The organism is Sinomonas atrocyanea, from assembly GCF_030812675.1.
GTDB classification, from domain to species: Bacteria; Actinomycetota; Actinomycetes; order Actinomycetales; family Micrococcaceae; genus Sinomonas; species Sinomonas atrocyanea_B.
The window spans coordinates 36530-52058 of sequence record NZ_JAUSTE010000007.1 but is presented as its reverse complement, the minus strand read 5'-3'; the positions used below and the strand labels follow the sequence as shown (position 1 = coordinate 52058).

The following is a 15529-nucleotide window of genomic DNA, read 5'->3' as shown; positions in this document are numbered from 1 at the left end:
CACCGGCTCGAAGGAGAGTCCCATGAAGTACCTCACCGGCAGTCCGCGGGGCACGTACGACGTCGTCGTGCTCGGCTCGGGCGCGGGAGCCCTCACGGCAGCAGCCACGGCGGCGCGCGCCGGCAAGTCCGTCGTGGTGCTCGAGAAGGCGAGCCTCCTCGGCGGCACGAGCGCCATCTCGGGCGGCATGCTCTGGATCGCCGCCAACCACCATGCCCGCGAGGCGGGCTTCGAGGACTCCCCGGCCACGGCGCTCGACTACGTCCGCGCCGTCTCCAGGGGCCGCGGCCGCGAAGAGCTCCTGGCCGCCGCCGTGACCCACGGCGATACGATGCTCAGCTTCGTCGAGCGGGAGCTCGGTGTGAGGTTCCTCTATCTCGACAACTTCCCGGACTACCGGCAGGACCTCCCGGGCTCCGTGGACGGCGGACGAACCCTCGAACCGCAGCTGGCCTACATCACCGACCTGCTCGGCGACCTCGCCGCGCACGTGCGCTCCGACGGCCGCGCGCCGTTCACGATGCAGGAGTACGAGGACTGGGGCGCGTTCACGCGCTTCCCCTGGGACGAGCTCGACGCCCGTGCAGAGGCCGGGCTCGTTGCCAAGGGGCGGGCGCTCGTCTCCATGCTGCTCGCGGCCTCGATCCGCGAGGGCGCCCACGTCGCGGTCAAGGCACGCGGCGAGCGGCTCATCTACAGCGGCGGGCGCGTGACCGGCGTCCAGCTCGACTCCGGCGAGCAGATCGACGCGAACGAGGCCGTTGTCATCGCGACCGGCGGGTTCGAGTGGAACCGTGCCCTCGCCGATTCGATGCTCGCCAGCCGCCTCTACACGATGTGCTCCCCGCCCACCAACGAGGGCGACGGCCTGCGCATGGCCCAGCGGATCGGTGCCCAGACGCGCGGCACCCGCGAGGCGTGGTGGGCGCCGATGTCCATCACGGGCGACACCCGCGACGGTAAGCCGATCGGCACGCTCCTGCGGTTCGAGCGCCAGGGCCCCGGCTCGATCATGGTCAACCGGCACGGCAAGCGCTTCGCGAATGAGTCGCAGAACTACAACGACCTGGCCCGGTGCCTGCAGTCGTGGGACTCCCCCAACAACACGACGCTGAACACGCCGGCACACGTCATCGTCGACCAGTCCTACCTCGAGCGCTACGGCATCCTCGCCCACCGCGCTGGCGAGCCCACGCCGGACTACCTCATCGAGGGCGCCACCCTCGAGGAGCTCGCGGCGAAGATCGGTGTCCCCGCGGAGAACCTCGTCGCGACCGTCGAGCGCTTCAACGCGTACGCCGTCAAGGGCGAGGACCCCGACTTCCACCGCGGCGAGACCGCCTACGACAAGTATTGGGGCGACGGCGGCAACGCTTGGCCGAACCCCTCGCTCGGCCCGCTCGAGCTCGGCCCGTTCTACGCCCTCGAGGTTGTCAACGGCGCGTTCGGCACCAACGGCGGCATTGCAACCGACGGGCGGGCACAGGTGCTCGACGTCGACGGTGTCCCGATCCGGGGCCTGTTCGCCGTCGGCAACGTGACCGAGAGCGCCTACGCCGCGGGCTACCCCGGCGCGGGCGCGACGCTCGGTCCCCTCATGACCATGGGCTACCTCGCCGGCCGCACCATTGCCGGGGAGCCCGCCGCGCACGACGCCGGTGCTGCCGCCGGACCCGCGGACGGACTCGCCGACGCCGTCCTCGAGGGGGCGACCCGATGATCCGCCACGCCGTCCTGTTCAAGTTCAAGCCGGACTTCCCGGCCGTCCAGCGCGAGGCGTGGACCGCCGGGCTGGACCGGATGCGAGGCAGAATCCCCGGCCTCATCGCCCTTACGCATGGGCCTGACGTGATCCGCTCCGAGCGGGCCTTCGACTACGCGATCGTCGCGGACTTCGAGTCCGTGGCCGACATCGAGGTGTACAACACCCATCCCCTGCACGAGCCGCTGAAGGAGTACTCCTTCCCGAACAGCGAGCAGATCCTCTCCGTCGACTTCGAGATCCCCAAGGACACCCCATGAGCAGTGTCGCTCCCCGCACCCAGGCCAGCCACGCGGCGTCGTCCGCCGACTCCGCCGGCGCCGGCAACCACCGCAAGACCCCGGGCAAGGCGGCCCTCGCCTCCTTCCTCGGCTCCACGCTCGAGTACTACGACTTCTTCATCTACGGCACGGCAGCGGCGCTCGTGTTCCCGGCGCTGTTCTTCCCCGCCGACAACCCGACCGCGGGGCTCGTCGCGGCGTTCGCCACGTTCGGCGTCGCCTACGTGGCCCGCCCGCTCGGCGGGATGGTCATGGGCCACTTCGGTGACCGCCTCGGGCGCCGCAACGTGCTGCTCGTGACGCTCTCGCTCATGGGTCTGGCCTCGCTCGGCATCGGCTTCCTCCCGACGTACAACTCGGTGGGGATCCTCGCCCCCGTGCTCCTGACCCTCGGCCGCCTCCTGCAGGGCTTCTAGGCGGGAGCGGAGTCGGCGGGTGCCTCGACGCTCACGCTCGAGCACTCTCCGGAGGGCCGCCGGGGCTTCTTCACCTCGTTCGTCATGACCGGCTATGCGTCCGGCATGGTGCTCGCGACCCTCGTGTTCGTCCCGATCACGGCGCTGCCCAAGGCCGACCTCATGTCATGGGGCTGGCGCGTCCCGTTCTGGTGCTCGATCGTGGTCCTCGCGATCGCCTACTGGGCCCGTACCCACCTGGAAGAGACGCCGGTCTTCGAGGAGACGAAGGACGAAGGAGAAGTCCGCAAGCTGCCGCTCGGCCAGGTGCTGCGCTACCAGGCCGCGGACGTGCTCCGGGTCCTGTTCATGTCCATCTTCTCGGTCATGCAGACCATCTTCACGGTCTTCGGGCTCTCCTACGCGACCACCCACGGCGGCCTCGACAAGGGTGCGATCCTCACGATCAACGCGGTGACGATCGGGCTGTCCATGCTCGTCATGCCGGCCGTCGCCGCCCTCTCGGATCGCATCGGCCGCAAGCCACTCATGATCACCGCAATGCTCGGGGGCACGGGGGCGCTGTTCGCATACTTCTGGGCGCTCGGCACGGGCAGCCTCGTCCTCGTGTTCATCGTGAGCTTCGCGTTCATGACCGTGCTCTACTCGGGCTTCAACGGGATCTGGCCCGGCTTCTTCGCCGAGCTGTTCGCTGCGCCGGTCCGCTACTCCGGCATGGCGCTGGGCAACCAGCTCGGACTCCTCGTGGCTGGCTTCGGGCCGATGATCGGCGGCCTGCTCATGACCTCGGGCCCCGCCGGCTGGGTTCCTGTGGCGATCTTCGGCGCGGTCTGCGCACTCGCCGCGGTGATCGCCGCCGTGAGCTCCCGCGAGACCGCCCGCACACCGATCGACGAGCTCGGCGAGCCCTACCTGGCCGCGACGAAGCCCGGCAACTGACACGAAATGGAAAGCACCATGATGCAGAACAAGACCATCGCCTGCGACGTCCTCGTCGTCGGATCCGGAGCCGCCGGCATGGCGGCAGCCCTCAAGGCGGCCAGCCAGGGCCTGACCGTGATCGTCGCCGAGAAGGAGCAGTACTTCGGCGGCACCACGGCGATCTCGGCCGGCTGGGCCTGGGTGCCCGGGAACCGCGCCTGCACGGCCGCGGGCGACACGCGCGAGGAGGTCGAGACCTACCTCAAGAACCTCGCCCCCGACACCTACAACGCCGACGGCGTCGCGCAGTTCCTGGACACCGTGCCCGAGGCGCTGGACTTCTTCGAGCGGGAGACCGACGTCGAGTTCGTCTACCCGGAGAAGGCGCCCGACTACCAGATGGACCTCCCGGGCGCGCGGCTCGGCGGCCGCGCCATCCTGCCGAAGGACACGGACGCCCGCATCCTCGGCGACAAGCGACTGCTCATGCAGCCGTACATGTCCTCCTACACGGTGTTCGGGTACATGCCGCAGGTGGGCCCGGACATCAACGAGTTCTTCCACGTGAACCAGTCGGTCAAGTCGTTCGTGTACGTCGCGAAGAAGCTCCTGCGCACGTGGTTCGACGCCGCCCGCTACCGCCGTCCCGTGCTCCGCTCGAACGGCAACGCCCTCATGACGCTCATGGTCAAGAGCGCCTGCGACGCCGGCGTGCGGATGTGGAAGTCCTCGCCCGTCACCGAGCTCACGAGGGGCGACGACGGCGCGGTCACCGGCGCCGTCCTCGGCGGCGAGCACCCGGTGCGCGTCGAGGCCAAGCTCGGCGTCATCCTCGCCGCCGGCGGCTTCTCGGGCAACGCCGAGCTGCGCAAGAAGTACTTCCCGCACGACGCCGCCGGGGACGACCACTTCACGCCGACCGTGGGACACGGCGGGGACGCCGCCACGATGGCGCTCGCCGCCGGGGGCCGCATCGACGACGCCGTCTCCTCCGTGGGCTCGTGGGCCCCCGTGACCGTGTTCCGCTTCCGCGACGGCCGCGAGCGGCTCTTCCCGCACCTGCGCGCGATCGGCCTGCCGGGCCTCATCGCGGTGGACCGCCACGGGAGGCGGTTCGGCAACGAGGCCCTGAGCTACCACGACTTCGGCGGCCGGATGATCGCCCACAACGCCGGAGAGGAGAAGACGTTCGGCTGGGTCATCGCGGACGAGAAGACGATGCACAAGTACGGCATCGGCTATGCGAAGCCCTGGCCCATGCCGCGCGGCTACTTCTACAAGATGGGCTACCTGGTCAAGGGGAACACGCTCGAGGAGCTCGCGGGCAAGATCGGCGTCGATGCCGCGGGCCTGACGCAGACCGTGGCCGAGTTCAACGTGGGCGCGAGGGCCGGCGAGGACCAGGCCTTCGGGCGGGGCTCGACCGAGTACAACCACTTCCGCGGCGACATGGAGCACAAGCCCAACCCCAACCTCGCTCCCCTGGAGGCGGGCCCGTACTACGCGGCCAAGATCCAGATGGGCGATCTGGGCACGTTCGCGGGCATCGCCGTCGACTCCGACAACGTCGTGGTCACCGAGGAGGGCACCCCGATCCCGGGCCTCTTCGCGGTCGGCGCCGCCGCACGCAGCGTGTTCGGCGGCGGCTACCCGGGATACGGCTCGCACATCGGCGCCGCCCTGGTGTTCGGATACCGGGCCGGCCGGGATGTGGCCCGGCTCGCCGCCTCGCGGGGTGTCAAGCGCGGGCTCGACATCATCGAGGAGGCCGCCCGATGAGCACCGTGTCGGCCCGGGTCGCCGGCAAGGTCGCGCTCATCTCCGGAGCGGCGCGCGGCATGGGCGCCTCGCACGCACGCACCCTCGCGGCGCACGGCGCGAAGGTGGTCATCGGAGACCTGCTCGACGACGTGGGGAAGCTTCTCGCGGAGCAGATCAACACGGAGTTCGGCGCTGCGGCCGGCGACGACGTTGCCCACTCAGTCCACCTCGACGTCACCGACCACGAGAGCTGGCAACGCGCGGTGGAGGACGCCGTCGAGCGCTTCGGGAGGCTGGACATCCTGGTCAACAACGCCGGCATCTTCACGCGGGGCAGCGTCGAGGACGCCGACGTCGACGAGTGGCGCAGGACGATCGACATCGACCTGACCGGGAACTTCCTCGGCATGAAGGCGGCGGTGCCCGTGATGAAGGCCGAGGGCGGGTCGATCATCAACATCTCCTCGATCGCGGGGCTCGTCGGGTTCAAGAACCGCGCGGCGTACGCCGCCGCGAAGTGGGGCGTCCAGGGGCTCACGAAGACGAGCGCCTTGGACCTCGGCCCGTACGGCATCCGGGTCAACTCGGTGCACCCGGGCTCGGTCAACACGCCCATGACCGCCGGGCTCAAGCGCGGCTTCGACCAGATTCCGCTCGGGCGCGCCGCCGAGGTCGACGAGATCTCGGAGCTCATCCTGTTCCTCGCCTCAGACGAGTCGCGCTTCATGACCGGGGCGAACCTGGCGATTGACGGCGGCGAGACGGCCGGCAACAACCTGCGCCAGGACGCGTAGGTGCACGGCACTTTCGTCGGGAAGACGGCGGTCGTGACCGGCGCGGCGTCGGGCATCGGGGAGGCGACGGCGTGCCTGCTCGCCGAGCGGGGCGCCGCCGTCGTGATCGGCGACGTCGCGGAGGGAGCGGGCGACGTCGCGCGATCCCTCCGCGACGGCGGTCACCGCGCGCTGTTCGTCCGGACGGACGTGACGGACGAGGATTCGGTGGCCGCGCTCATGGACCGCGCGGCCGCCGAATTCGGCTCCCTCGACGTGTTGGTGGCCAACGCGGGGGTCGCCGAGCCGAAGGCGCCGCTGCACGAGCTCGACGTCGCCGCGTGGCGCCGCGTGATCGAGATCGACCTGACCGGCGTGGCGCTGTGCGGCAAGCACGCCCTGCGGCACATGTCAGCGGCCGGGTCCGGGGCCATCGTGAACGTTTCCTCGATCCTGGGCACCGTGGGACAGCCCAACAGTTCGTCCTACTCCGCCGCCAAGGCGGCCGTGGCGAACCTGACCCGGTCCGCGGCCGTGACGTACGCGGCAAGCGGGATCCGGGTCAACGCCGTCGCGCCGGGATACGCCGACACGCCGCTCGTGGCCGGGCTGCCCGAGGACGTTCGCGCGGGGATGGCCGCGAAGCAGCCCCTCGGCCGGCTGGCGCGGCCCGTAGAGGTTGCCGAGGCGATCGCGTTCCTCGCCTCGGACGCTGCCTCGTTCGTCGTAGGCGCGATCCTCGCCGTCGACGGCGGCTACACCGCGGTGTAGGGAAGCCCGGGCACTGCGCCGGGCGCCACGGAGCCGCGGGCGTCCTTTGTGCACGGGTTCCTCCTGCGGGACCGGGCTCTGGGCCGTCCTCGCTGTTGTCCTGGAGTGCGTCTCTCACCCACGGCCCATCCCGGCCATCCCGTCAACCGCCGTGGGCATCGGCACCGGCCCTGCTCTCGGGTACGCATCTCGTCGCCCAAAGCGCCTTCCGGGTACGCACCCTCGTATCCGGAAGGGCCAGAAGGCGACGAGATGCGTACCCGAAACGGGAGCGGGGCGGGTCAGGTGAGTCGGGGCTGTGAGGGGGCGGGCGGGGAGCGAGGCGTCAGGTGCGGGGGGCTGCCCCGGCGGAGGCCGCCGCCTCCTCCGCCTCGACGTCGGTCGCCCCGGCGAACTGGCTCATGTAGAGCCGGTGGTACGCCCCGCCGCGCGCGAGGAGCTCCTCGTGCCGGCCCTGCTCGACGATCTTGCCGTTCTCCATGACCAAGATCGTGTCGGCGTCGCGGATCGTGGAGAGCCGGTGCGCGATCACGAACGAGGTCCGGTCCGTCCTGAGGGCCGCCATGGCCTTCTGCACGAGCAGCTCGGTGCGGGTGTCCACCGACGAGGTGGCCTCATCGAGGATGAGCAGCGACGGGTTGGCCACGAACGCGCGGGCAATCGTGATGAGCTGCTTCTCGCCCGCGGCGATGTTCGTGCCCTCCTCGTCGATCACGGTGTTGTAGCCCTCCGGCAGGGACCGCACGAACCGGTCCACGTACGTGGCCTTCGCCGCGGCCATGACCTGCTCCTCGGTCGCCTCGAGGTTGCCGTAGCGGATGTTGTCGTAGATCGTGCCGCCGAACAGCCACGCGTCCTGGAGCACCATGCCCACCTTGGAGCGCAGCTCATCGCGGGAGAGGTCGCGGATGTCCACGCCGTCGAAGAGGATCCGTCCTGCGGAGATCTCGTAGAACCGCATGACGAGGTTCACGAGCGTGGTCTTGCCCGCGCCGGTCGGACCGACAATCGCCACCGTATGCCCGGGCTCCGCGGTCAGGGACAGGTCCTCGATGAGCGGCTTGTCCGGCGAGTAGGAGAACGAGACGTGCTCGAAGTCCACGTGGCCGTCCGTCGCAGCCCGCAGATGGCGCGTGGCCGTCTCGGGCTCCTGCTCCTCCGCGTCGAGCAGCTCGAACACACGCTCCGCGGAGGCCACCCCGGACTGCAGCATGTTGGCCATTCCCGCGATCTGGCCGAGCGGCTGGGTGAACTGCCGGGAGTACTGGATGAACGCCGTCGCGTCGCCGAGGGTCATCTGCCCGGCCGCCACCCGCAGGCCGCCGACCACGGCGATCCCCACGTAGGCGAGGTAGCTGATCCAGTTCATGATCGGGAACATCATGCCGGAGACGAACTGGGCACCGAAGGACGCACGGTAGAGATCCTCGTTCTTGCCGTCGAAGCCCTCGACCATCTCCTTCTCGCGGCCGAACAGGATGGCCAGCTCGTGGCCGGAGAAGGACTCCTCGATGTGCCCGTTGAGGATGCCCGTGTCCCTCCACTGCGCCTTGAAGAGCTTCTGGCTGCGCGTCCCGATCACGCCCGTCACGACCGCGGAGAGCGGCAGCGCCACGAGGGCGATGAGGGCAAGCTCCCACGAGACGATGAACATCATCACGATGATGCCCAGTACCTGGAGGATCGAGGAGAGCAGCTGCGAGAACGCCTGCTGGAGCGCCTGCTGGACGTTGTCCACGTCGTTCGTGACCCGGGAGAGCAGGTCCCCGCGCTGCCGGGTGTCGAAGTACCCCAGGGGCAGCCGGTTGAGCTTGGCCTCGACGTCCCGGCGGAGGCGGTACACGATCCGCATCACCACGCGGTTGAGGATGAACCCCTGCGCCCACATGAACAGGCTCGCCACGAAGTACATGACCAGGATGACGGCGATGAGGAGCGTCAGCGCGCTGAAGTCGATCCCCTGCCCCGGCACGAGGTTCATGGCCGAGAGCATGTCGGCGAAGTTGTTCTGCCCCTGCGCGTGCAGGCCCTGGATCACCTGGTCCTTCGTCACCCCGGCCGGCATCTGCTTGCCGATCACGCCCGCGAAGATGACGTCCATGGCCTTGCCGAGGATCTTCGGGGCGATCACGGACAGGACCACGGAGACGATGATGAAGACGACCACCACGGCCATCCAGCCCATCTCCGAGCGGATCAGGCCGAGGAGCCGCTGGGCCGTCCCGCGGAAGTCCTTGGCCTTCTGCGTGGGCATCTGCTGGCCGAAGCCGCCGCCCCCGTGGCCGCCGGCGGGCGCGGCGGTCTCCTCCGCCTCCGTCTCCTCCGGATCGACGGCCGGCGCGGCCGCCCCCGTGCTGTCCTGGCTCATGCCTGCTCCCCCGTGGCTCCCGCGGCGCCCGCGACGCTCTCGACTTCCTCGGCGCTGATCTGCGACTGGACGATCTCCTGGTACGTCGGCGAGGTCTCCAGCAGCTCCTCGTGCGTTCCGCGGTCCACGATCTTCCCGCCGTCGAGGACCAGGATCTGGTCGGCGCCCATGATGGTGGAGACCCGCTGGGCGACGACGATCATGGTCGCCCCGTGCATCCGCTCCTTGAGCGCGCGCCGCAGCCGCGCCTCGGTCGCGACGTCCAGGGCCGAGAACGAGTCGTCGAAGAGGTACACGTTGGGCTGGGCCACCAGCGCGCGGGCGATGCAGAGCCGCTGCCGCTGGCCGCCGGAGACGTTCGTGCCGCCCTGCGAGATCGGCGACTCGAGCCCCTTCGCCTTGGCACGGACGAACTCCGCCCCCTGTGCGACCTCGAGCGCCTCCCAGAGCTCGTCGTCGGACGCCGTCTCCTTGCCGAAGCGCAGGTTGTGCGCTATGGTGCCGGAGAACAGGTAGGGCCGCTGCGGGACCATCGCCACGCGGGAGGTGATCTCGCGCCGCGGCATCCGGGCCAGCGGCACGCCGTCGAGCAGGACCTCGCCCTCGGCAGCGTCGTAAAGGCGCGGGATGAGGTTCAGCAGGGTGGTCTTGCCCGAGCCCGTCGACCCGATGACCGCCACCGTCTGTCCCGGACGCGCGATGAACGAGATCCCGCTGAGCACGGGCGCCTCGGCGCCGGGGTAGGCGAAGGAGACGTTGCGGAACTCGACGACGCCCTCGGCCTTCTCGGGCACGGTCGCCTCGGCCGGCTCGGCCATGGAGGGCTCGACGCCGAGGACCTCGCCGATGCGGTCTGCGCACACCGTGGCGCGGGGAATCATCATGGCCATGAAGGTGCCCATCATCACCGCCATGAGGATCTGCAGCAGGTACTGCATGAAGGCCGTGAGCGAGCCGACCTGCATGTCCCCGGAGTCGACGCGGTGGCCGCCGAAGAACAGGACCGCGGCGGTGGCCGCCTGGAGCAGCAGCATGATGATCGGGAACATCAGCACGAAGATCTGCCCGACCCTGAGCGAGATGTCCGTCAGGGCCCGGTTGGCCCCCGCGAACCGCTCCTCCTCGAACCGCTCGCGCACGAACGCACGGACCACCCGGATGCCGATGATCTGCTCGCGCAGCACACCGTTGATCGCGTCGATCCGGGACTGCATCTTCCGGAAGAGCGGCATGAGCAGGTAGACGAGGAAGCCGACGACCGCGAACAGCACGCCCACCGAGACCCACACGAGCCAGGACAGGCCGGCGTCCTCGTTGAGGGCCATGATGATGCCGCCCACGCACATGATCGGGGCCGAGACCATGAAGTTCAGGCCCATGAGCATGACCATCTGGACCTGCTGGACGTCATTGGTGCCGCGCGTGATGAGGGTGGGGGCGCCGAAGCGCTGGAGGTCCTGGGCTGAGTACGAGGTCACCCTGCGGAAGACGCCCCGGCGCAGGTCACGGCCGAACGCCATGGCTGTCCTGGAGCCGAAGTACACCGCGGCGATGGCGGTGAGGACCTGGACGAAGGCGATGCCCAGCATGAGGGCGCCCTGGCGCCAGATGTAGTCCGTGTCCCCCTTGGCGACGCCCTGGTCGATGATCTGGGCGTTGATGCTGGGCAGGTACAGGGTGGCCATCGTCGTCGCGAGCTGGAAGACCACCACGGCGGCGATCGAGGGCCAGTAGCGGGCGCCGTAGCGCCGGATGAGGGTGAGGAGCATCGAGGTCCTTGCGGTCGGGCCCCGCCGGTGCCGGGCGGGGCGTGTCCAGAGTAGGCCTCGCGCGCGCCCGCGGGCATCCACCTTGAGGACTAATCAGGCAGCCTGCGGACAGAGGATGTCCGCAGGCTGCCTGAGGTGTTCCGGCGCCGGTCAGTTGGCGCTGTGGCGCCCCCGCGTGGCGAGGTAGAGCGCCGCCTCCTTCTGCAGCTGCCGCTCGGCGGCGAGCTCCTGCTGGAGCTGGGCGAGCTGGGCGGCGGTCTCCCCCTGTGCCTTCGCGGTCGCGCCCTGCTCGGCGGCGAGCCGCTGCTGCTCGTCGAGCTGGTCGGCGAGGCGCTCCATGAGCGAGGCGAGCTGGGCCTGCTGGCGCGCCAGGATGCGCTGGGTCTCCTGCAGCGCCTCGAGCGTTCCGGCCGCGGCCGGCGCGGCGGCCCGGCCCGCGGCGGGGACCGCCTCGGCGAGCAGCAGCTGCAGCTCCGTGTCGAGGGCAGTGCCCTCTCCCTCGGCGCCCGCGAGGACCTCGCGGATCGCGGCCCGACGCGCCGCGGAGGCGGACGGCCGGCCCGCGTCCACGGGCTCGCCCCCTCCTGCGGCGGGGACGGACGACGGCGAGCCGGTCGCCTCGGGCGAGACCGCGGCGTCGTGCGCTCCGATCGGGGCGACGGACGGGAGCGCGGCGGTGGCCGGATCCGTTCCGGGGGCGGCGCCGGCCTGGGAGGGCTTGACGATGTCCACCGTGCGGCGCAGCGGGACCTCCTTGATGAAGAGGATCGCGATGAACGCCACGATGCCGATGATCCCGGCGATGAGGAACGACCGGGCGGAGGCATCGCCGAACGCGCCGCGGACGATGTCCGCGATGGGGGCAGGCATGTCGCTCAGGTCCAGGCTCGTGCCGCCGCCCCCGGCGGGGGCGTGGATGCCCTTGGCCGCGAGGCCGCCGGTGATGAGCTCCTCCGAGCGGTTGTTGAGCACGGCGCCGAGCACCGAGACGCCCACCGCGCCGAAGACTGAGCGGAAGAACGCGACCGTGGCGCTCGCGGTGCCGATGTCCTTGGCCTGGACGGTGTTCTGGACGCCGAGGACGAGGTTCTGCATCGTCATGCCGAGGCCGAGGCCGAGGACGAACGTGTACACGCCGGCGCGCCACAGGTCCGTGGTGTGGTCGATCGTGCCGAGCAGGCCCATGCCGGCGACGATGAGCAGCGAGCCGAGGATCAGGAAGCGCTTCCACTTGCCGAAGCGGGAGATGAGCTGGCCCGAGACCACCGAGCCGAGGAAGTTGCCGGCGATCATGGGCAGGGTCAGCAGGCCCGCCTCGGTCGGCGTGGCGCCGCGGGCCACCTGGTAGTACTGGCCGATGAACGAGGACGAGGCGAACATCGAGACGCCGATCGCGGCGGAGGCGATGATGCTGAGCGCGGTGGTGCGGTTGGCCACGATCTTGAGCGGGATGATCGGCATCGCCACGCGGGACTCCACGACGACCAGGAGGATGAGCGCGAGCACGGAGCCGCCCACCATGACGGCCGTCTGCCAGCTCCACCAGTCGTAGTAGTCCGGCTGGCCGGCGAACGAGACCCAGATGAGCAGGGTGCTCACCGAGGCAGTCAGGAGCAGCGTGCCGAGCCAGTCGATCTTCGCCACCCGCTTGACGTGCTTGATCTTCAGCGTGGCCTGGATCAGGAAGAGGGCGATGACGGCGAGCGGCACGCACACGAAGAAGGTCCAGCGCCAGCCGAGCGAGGAGTCGACGATGAACCCGCCCAGGAGCGGGCCGCCCGCGGTGCCGACGGCCATGACGGCTCCCATGTAGCCGTTGTACTTGCCCCGGTCGCGCGGCGGGATCATGGTGCCGATGATCGCCATGGCCATGGCGGTGAGGCCGCCCATGCCGATGCCCTGGATCACGCGGGCGGAGAGGAGCCACGGGATGTTCTGGGAGAAGCCGGCCAGGACGGAGCCGGCCACGAACACCACGATGTTCAGCTGGGTCAGGAGCTTCTTGTTGAACAGGTCCGCGAGCTTGCCCCAGATCGGGGTGGTGACCGCGTTGGCGAGCAGCGCCGCCGTGATCACCCAGGCGAAGTCGGTCTGCGTGCCCTTGAGGTCCGCCATGATGGTCGGCAGAGCGTTCGCCACGATCGTCGAGGAGAGGATCGCGGTGAAGAATGCTGCCAGGAGGCCGGTGAGGGCCTCGAGGATCTGCTTGTGGCTCATCTGCGGAGCCGCCGCGTCAGCGGGCTGCAAGGGCTTCCTCCTTGTCGGTAGGTGTGGTGGTCGGGGCGGGGCGGTGGCCGGAGCCGGAGCGCAGGGCGTCGGAGAGCTGGCCGATGGCGGCGACGGCGGCCGCGGCGCGGCCCTCGTCCCAGTCAGCGAGGTAGCTCTGGAGCCGCTCGATGCGGTGTTCCTCGATCTCCTCGAGGACCTCGCAGCCATGCTGCGTGAGCCCGACGAGCTGGGCGCGCCGATCCTCCGGGTCGCGGCGCCGCTCGACCAGGCCGAGGCCCTCGAGCTCGGCGAGGTGCCGGCTGAGCACCGGGGCACTCACGCCGAGCTTCCCGGCGAGGTCCACGGCGCGGCCGCCGTGCTCGCCGATCACGCGCAGGACACCCTGCGAGGCGACGCCGAGCTCTCCGTGCTTGAGCTCGGAGGTCGACAGGCAGCGGACCACCCGCTGGAGGTCGAAGACGCGGTGGATGAGTTCCCGCGCCGTTCCGGGATCGACAGGCATGGGCCGCCCCTCCTCAATTGATTGCTTGCAACAACTATACGCCTGATGGTTGCTTGTGCAAACTAATTCGGTAGGTGACCTTAGCAACACGGGGTGGGCGGCCGGCGTCGTGCGCGGGAGAGACGCATCTGGGGGTCACGTTCTGGGAGTCACTCGAGGTGACTCCCAGAACGTGACCCCCAGAAGGTGACTTCCAGGAGGGAGCGGGGCGGGGCCGGCGGGGCCGGGGTGGGCGGGCGCTCCGCGCTAGCCGAGGTGGGTCGGGGCGAACATCTTCAGGAGCGTCTCGACCACGACGACGTTGGGCCCGTCCGCGGCGAGGCTCTCCTCGAGCGCCTCCCGCACGCCCTCCACGGGCACGCGCCGGGCGGGCACGCCGAACGACTCGGCGAGCGCCACGAAGTCGGGCCGGGCGAGCTCGGTCGCGGTGGCCTTGCCGAAGGCGTCGTTCATGTACTCGCGCAGGATCCCGTAGCCGCCGTCGTCCACGATGAGCCAGGTGACCGGCACGTGGTGCTGGCGCGCGGTGGCCAGCTCGGCGATCGAGTACATCGCGGAGCCGTCCCCGGACACGGCCAGGACCCGGGCCGGCCGCCCGAGCGTGGCCAGGCCGACGGCCCCGCCGATCGCCGCGGGGAAGCCGAACCCGAGCCCGCCAGCGCCCTGGGCGGAGTGGAACTGCCCGGCGCGGGAGTCCCAGCAGCTCCAGGCCCAGTAGGCGGAGATCGTCATGTCCCAGAACGTCTGCATCTCATCCGGCACGGCGGCGCGGACGTCCGCCATGAAGGCCAGCTCCTTGGCCAGGTCCTGCGACTCGAGCCGCACCCGGACCTTCCCGAGCGCCTCGGCCACGACCTCCTCCGGCGCCCTCCCGTGCCAGTCCGGCGCCGCGCTGCCTCCGGCGGCGGTGCCGGCTGGGGGCGCGGCGAGCGCGGTCTCGAGCGCGGCAAGTGCCTGCCCGGCGTCGGCCCGGATGCCCAGGCCCGGCCGGTTGGACTCGAGCACCCGCGGCTCGGCGTCGATCTGGATGATCCGGCCGCGGGGCTCGAACGTGAAGTAGTTGGAGGTGACCTCGCCGAGGGAGGAGCCGACCACCACGAGCACGTCCGCGTCCTCGAGGACCTCGGTCATGTGCCGGTCCTCGATCCAGGACTGGAGCGAGAGCGGGTGCTCCCACGGGAAGGCCCCCTTGCCGCCCGGGGTGCAGATCACCGGCGCCCGCAGCAGCTCGGCGAGGCGGCGCAAGGAAGCCTCGGCGTGCCCGCGCCGGGTCCCGCCGCCGGCGATGATCGCCGGCCGGCGCGCCCCGCGGAGCCACGCGACGGCCTCGCGGACCAGCTCGACCCGGGGAGGGTTGTCCGCAGCCTCGGCGACGGCGTCCTCGACGGGCGGGACCATGACCGGATCGAGGAGCACGTTCTGCGGGATCTCGACCCACACGGGTCCCTGCGGCGAGGAGATCGCGTCCGTCCAGGCGTCCTGGATGGCCGAGGGGATGCCGGAGGCATGCTGGATGAGGCGCTGGCTCTTGGTGACGTTCGCAGCCGAGGCCTTCTGGTCGTCGAGCTGGTGGAGCATGCCCTTGCGGCGCGCGCCGAGGCCCTCGAGCGGGATCTGGCTGGCGATGACGACCATCGGCACGCCGGTCGCGTAGGCCTCCTGCAGGCCCGCGAGGGAGGTCAGGGCGCCCGGGCCGGTCGAGAGGAAGAGGACCCCGACCTCGCCCGTGGCGCGCGAGTAGCCGTCCGCCGCGAAGGCGGAGTTGTTCTCCACGCGGCTCGAGACGAAGGAGAGGCTCCCCCGGCCCATCGCGTCGAACAGGCCGAGCGCGTGCTGCCCGGGGATGCCGAACACGGTCTTCGCGCCGAGCGCCTCAAGTGTCTCGACCACGAGGTCGCCGCCGTTGCGGGGCCCGGCCCCGCGCACGACGCCGGCCTCCTCGCCCTCCGCCTCCGCCGCGCCGGATGCTTCCCGGG

At 70.5% G+C, this 15529-nt stretch carries 10 protein-coding genes and 1 pseudogene; 6 read left to right on the top strand and 5 right to left on the bottom strand.

Going from position 1 to position 15529, the window contains the following annotated elements; genetic code table 11:
• The first annotated feature begins 22 nt into the window (after positions 1-22).
• From J2W20_RS11170 to J2W20_RS11145, 6 genes and pseudogenes are all read left to right on the top strand, one after another.
• A complete protein-coding gene (locus tag J2W20_RS11170; protein WP_307006673.1) occupies positions 23-1720 on the top strand; it encodes an FAD-dependent oxidoreductase in 1698 nt (565 codons plus the stop codon).
• Entirely contained in the window at positions 1717-2022 is a 306-nt protein-coding gene (locus J2W20_RS11165) for a Dabb family protein (protein WP_307006672.1), read from the top strand. The genes J2W20_RS11170 and J2W20_RS11165 overlap by 4 nt, the downstream gene beginning before the upstream one ends.
• Positions 2019-3398: pseudogene (locus J2W20_RS11160) on the top strand (MFS transporter). The gene J2W20_RS11165 and the pseudogene J2W20_RS11160 overlap by 4 nt, the downstream one beginning before the upstream one ends.
• A gap of 18 nt (positions 3399-3416) precedes the next feature.
• The gene (locus J2W20_RS11155; protein ID WP_307006671.1) at positions 3417-5159 is read left to right on the top strand and encodes an FAD-dependent oxidoreductase; all 1743 of its coding nucleotides are present in this window, start codon (positions 3417-3419) and stop codon (positions 5157-5159) included.
• Entirely contained in the window at positions 5156-5935 is a 780-nt protein-coding gene (locus tag J2W20_RS11150) for an SDR family oxidoreductase (protein WP_307006670.1), read from the top strand. The genes J2W20_RS11155 and J2W20_RS11150 overlap by 4 nt, the downstream gene beginning before the upstream one ends.
• On the top strand, positions 5936-6685 hold the full coding sequence (locus tag J2W20_RS11145) for an SDR family NAD(P)-dependent oxidoreductase (protein ID WP_307006669.1): 750 nt from the start codon (positions 5936-5938) through the stop codon (positions 6683-6685).
• 325 nt (positions 6686-7010) lie between these two features.
• On the opposite strand, the gene J2W20_RS11140 is transcribed toward J2W20_RS11145, so the two are convergent.
• The 5 genes from J2W20_RS11140 to J2W20_RS11120 form a co-directional block, all read right to left on the bottom strand.
• Entirely contained in the window at positions 7011-9053 is a 2043-nt protein-coding gene (locus J2W20_RS11140) for an ABC transporter ATP-binding protein (RefSeq protein WP_373458004.1), read from the bottom strand.
• A complete protein-coding gene (locus J2W20_RS11135; protein ID WP_307006668.1) occupies positions 9050-10822 on the bottom strand; it encodes an ABC transporter ATP-binding protein in 1773 nt (590 codons plus the stop codon). The genes J2W20_RS11140 and J2W20_RS11135 overlap by 4 nt, the downstream gene beginning before the upstream one ends.
• Positions 10823-10972: 150 nt before the next feature.
• Positions 10973-13039 (bottom strand): MDR family MFS transporter, encoded by a 2067-nt coding sequence (locus J2W20_RS11130; protein WP_307006830.1) that lies wholly within the window; start codon positions 13037-13039, stop codon positions 10973-10975.
• A gap of 16 nt (positions 13040-13055) precedes the next feature.
• Positions 13056-13553, bottom strand: a complete 498-nt coding sequence (locus J2W20_RS11125) for a MarR family winged helix-turn-helix transcriptional regulator (protein WP_307006667.1) — start codon at positions 13551-13553, stop codon at positions 13056-13058.
• A 246-nt stretch (positions 13554-13799) separates the two neighbouring features.
• The gene (locus J2W20_RS11120; RefSeq protein ID WP_307006829.1) at positions 13800-15479 is read right to left on the bottom strand and encodes a thiamine pyrophosphate-binding protein; all 1680 of its coding nucleotides are present in this window, start codon (positions 15477-15479) and stop codon (positions 13800-13802) included.
• Positions 15480-15529 lie beyond the last annotated feature (50 nt).

Excerpts from the sequence above, each read along its gene's own strand:
- J2W20_RS11135 (WP_307006668.1), bottom strand. The coding sequence starts at position 10,822 with ATGCTCCTCACCCTCATCCGGCGCTACGGCGCCCGCTACTGGCCCTCG.
- J2W20_RS11170 (WP_307006673.1), top strand. The coding sequence starts at position 23 with ATGAAGTACCTCACCGGCAGTCCGCGGGGCACGTACGACGTCGTCGTG.
- J2W20_RS11140 (WP_373458004.1), bottom strand. The coding sequence starts at position 9,053 with ATGAGCCAGGACAGCACGGGGGCGGCCGCGCCGGCCGTCGATCCGGAG.
- J2W20_RS11150 (WP_307006670.1), top strand. The coding sequence starts at position 5,156 with ATGAGCACCGTGTCGGCCCGGGTCGCCGGCAAGGTCGCGCTCATCTCC.
- J2W20_RS11125 (WP_307006667.1), bottom strand. The coding sequence starts at position 13,553 with ATGCCTGTCGATCCCGGAACGGCGCGGGAACTCATCCACCGCGTCTTC.
- J2W20_RS11155 (WP_307006671.1), top strand. The coding sequence starts at position 3,417 with ATGATGCAGAACAAGACCATCGCCTGCGACGTCCTCGTCGTCGGATCC.
- J2W20_RS11130 (WP_307006830.1), bottom strand. The coding sequence starts at position 13,039 with ATGAGCCACAAGCAGATCCTCGAGGCCCTCACCGGCCTCCTGGCAGCA.
- J2W20_RS11165 (WP_307006672.1), top strand. The coding sequence starts at position 1,717 with ATGATCCGCCACGCCGTCCTGTTCAAGTTCAAGCCGGACTTCCCGGCC.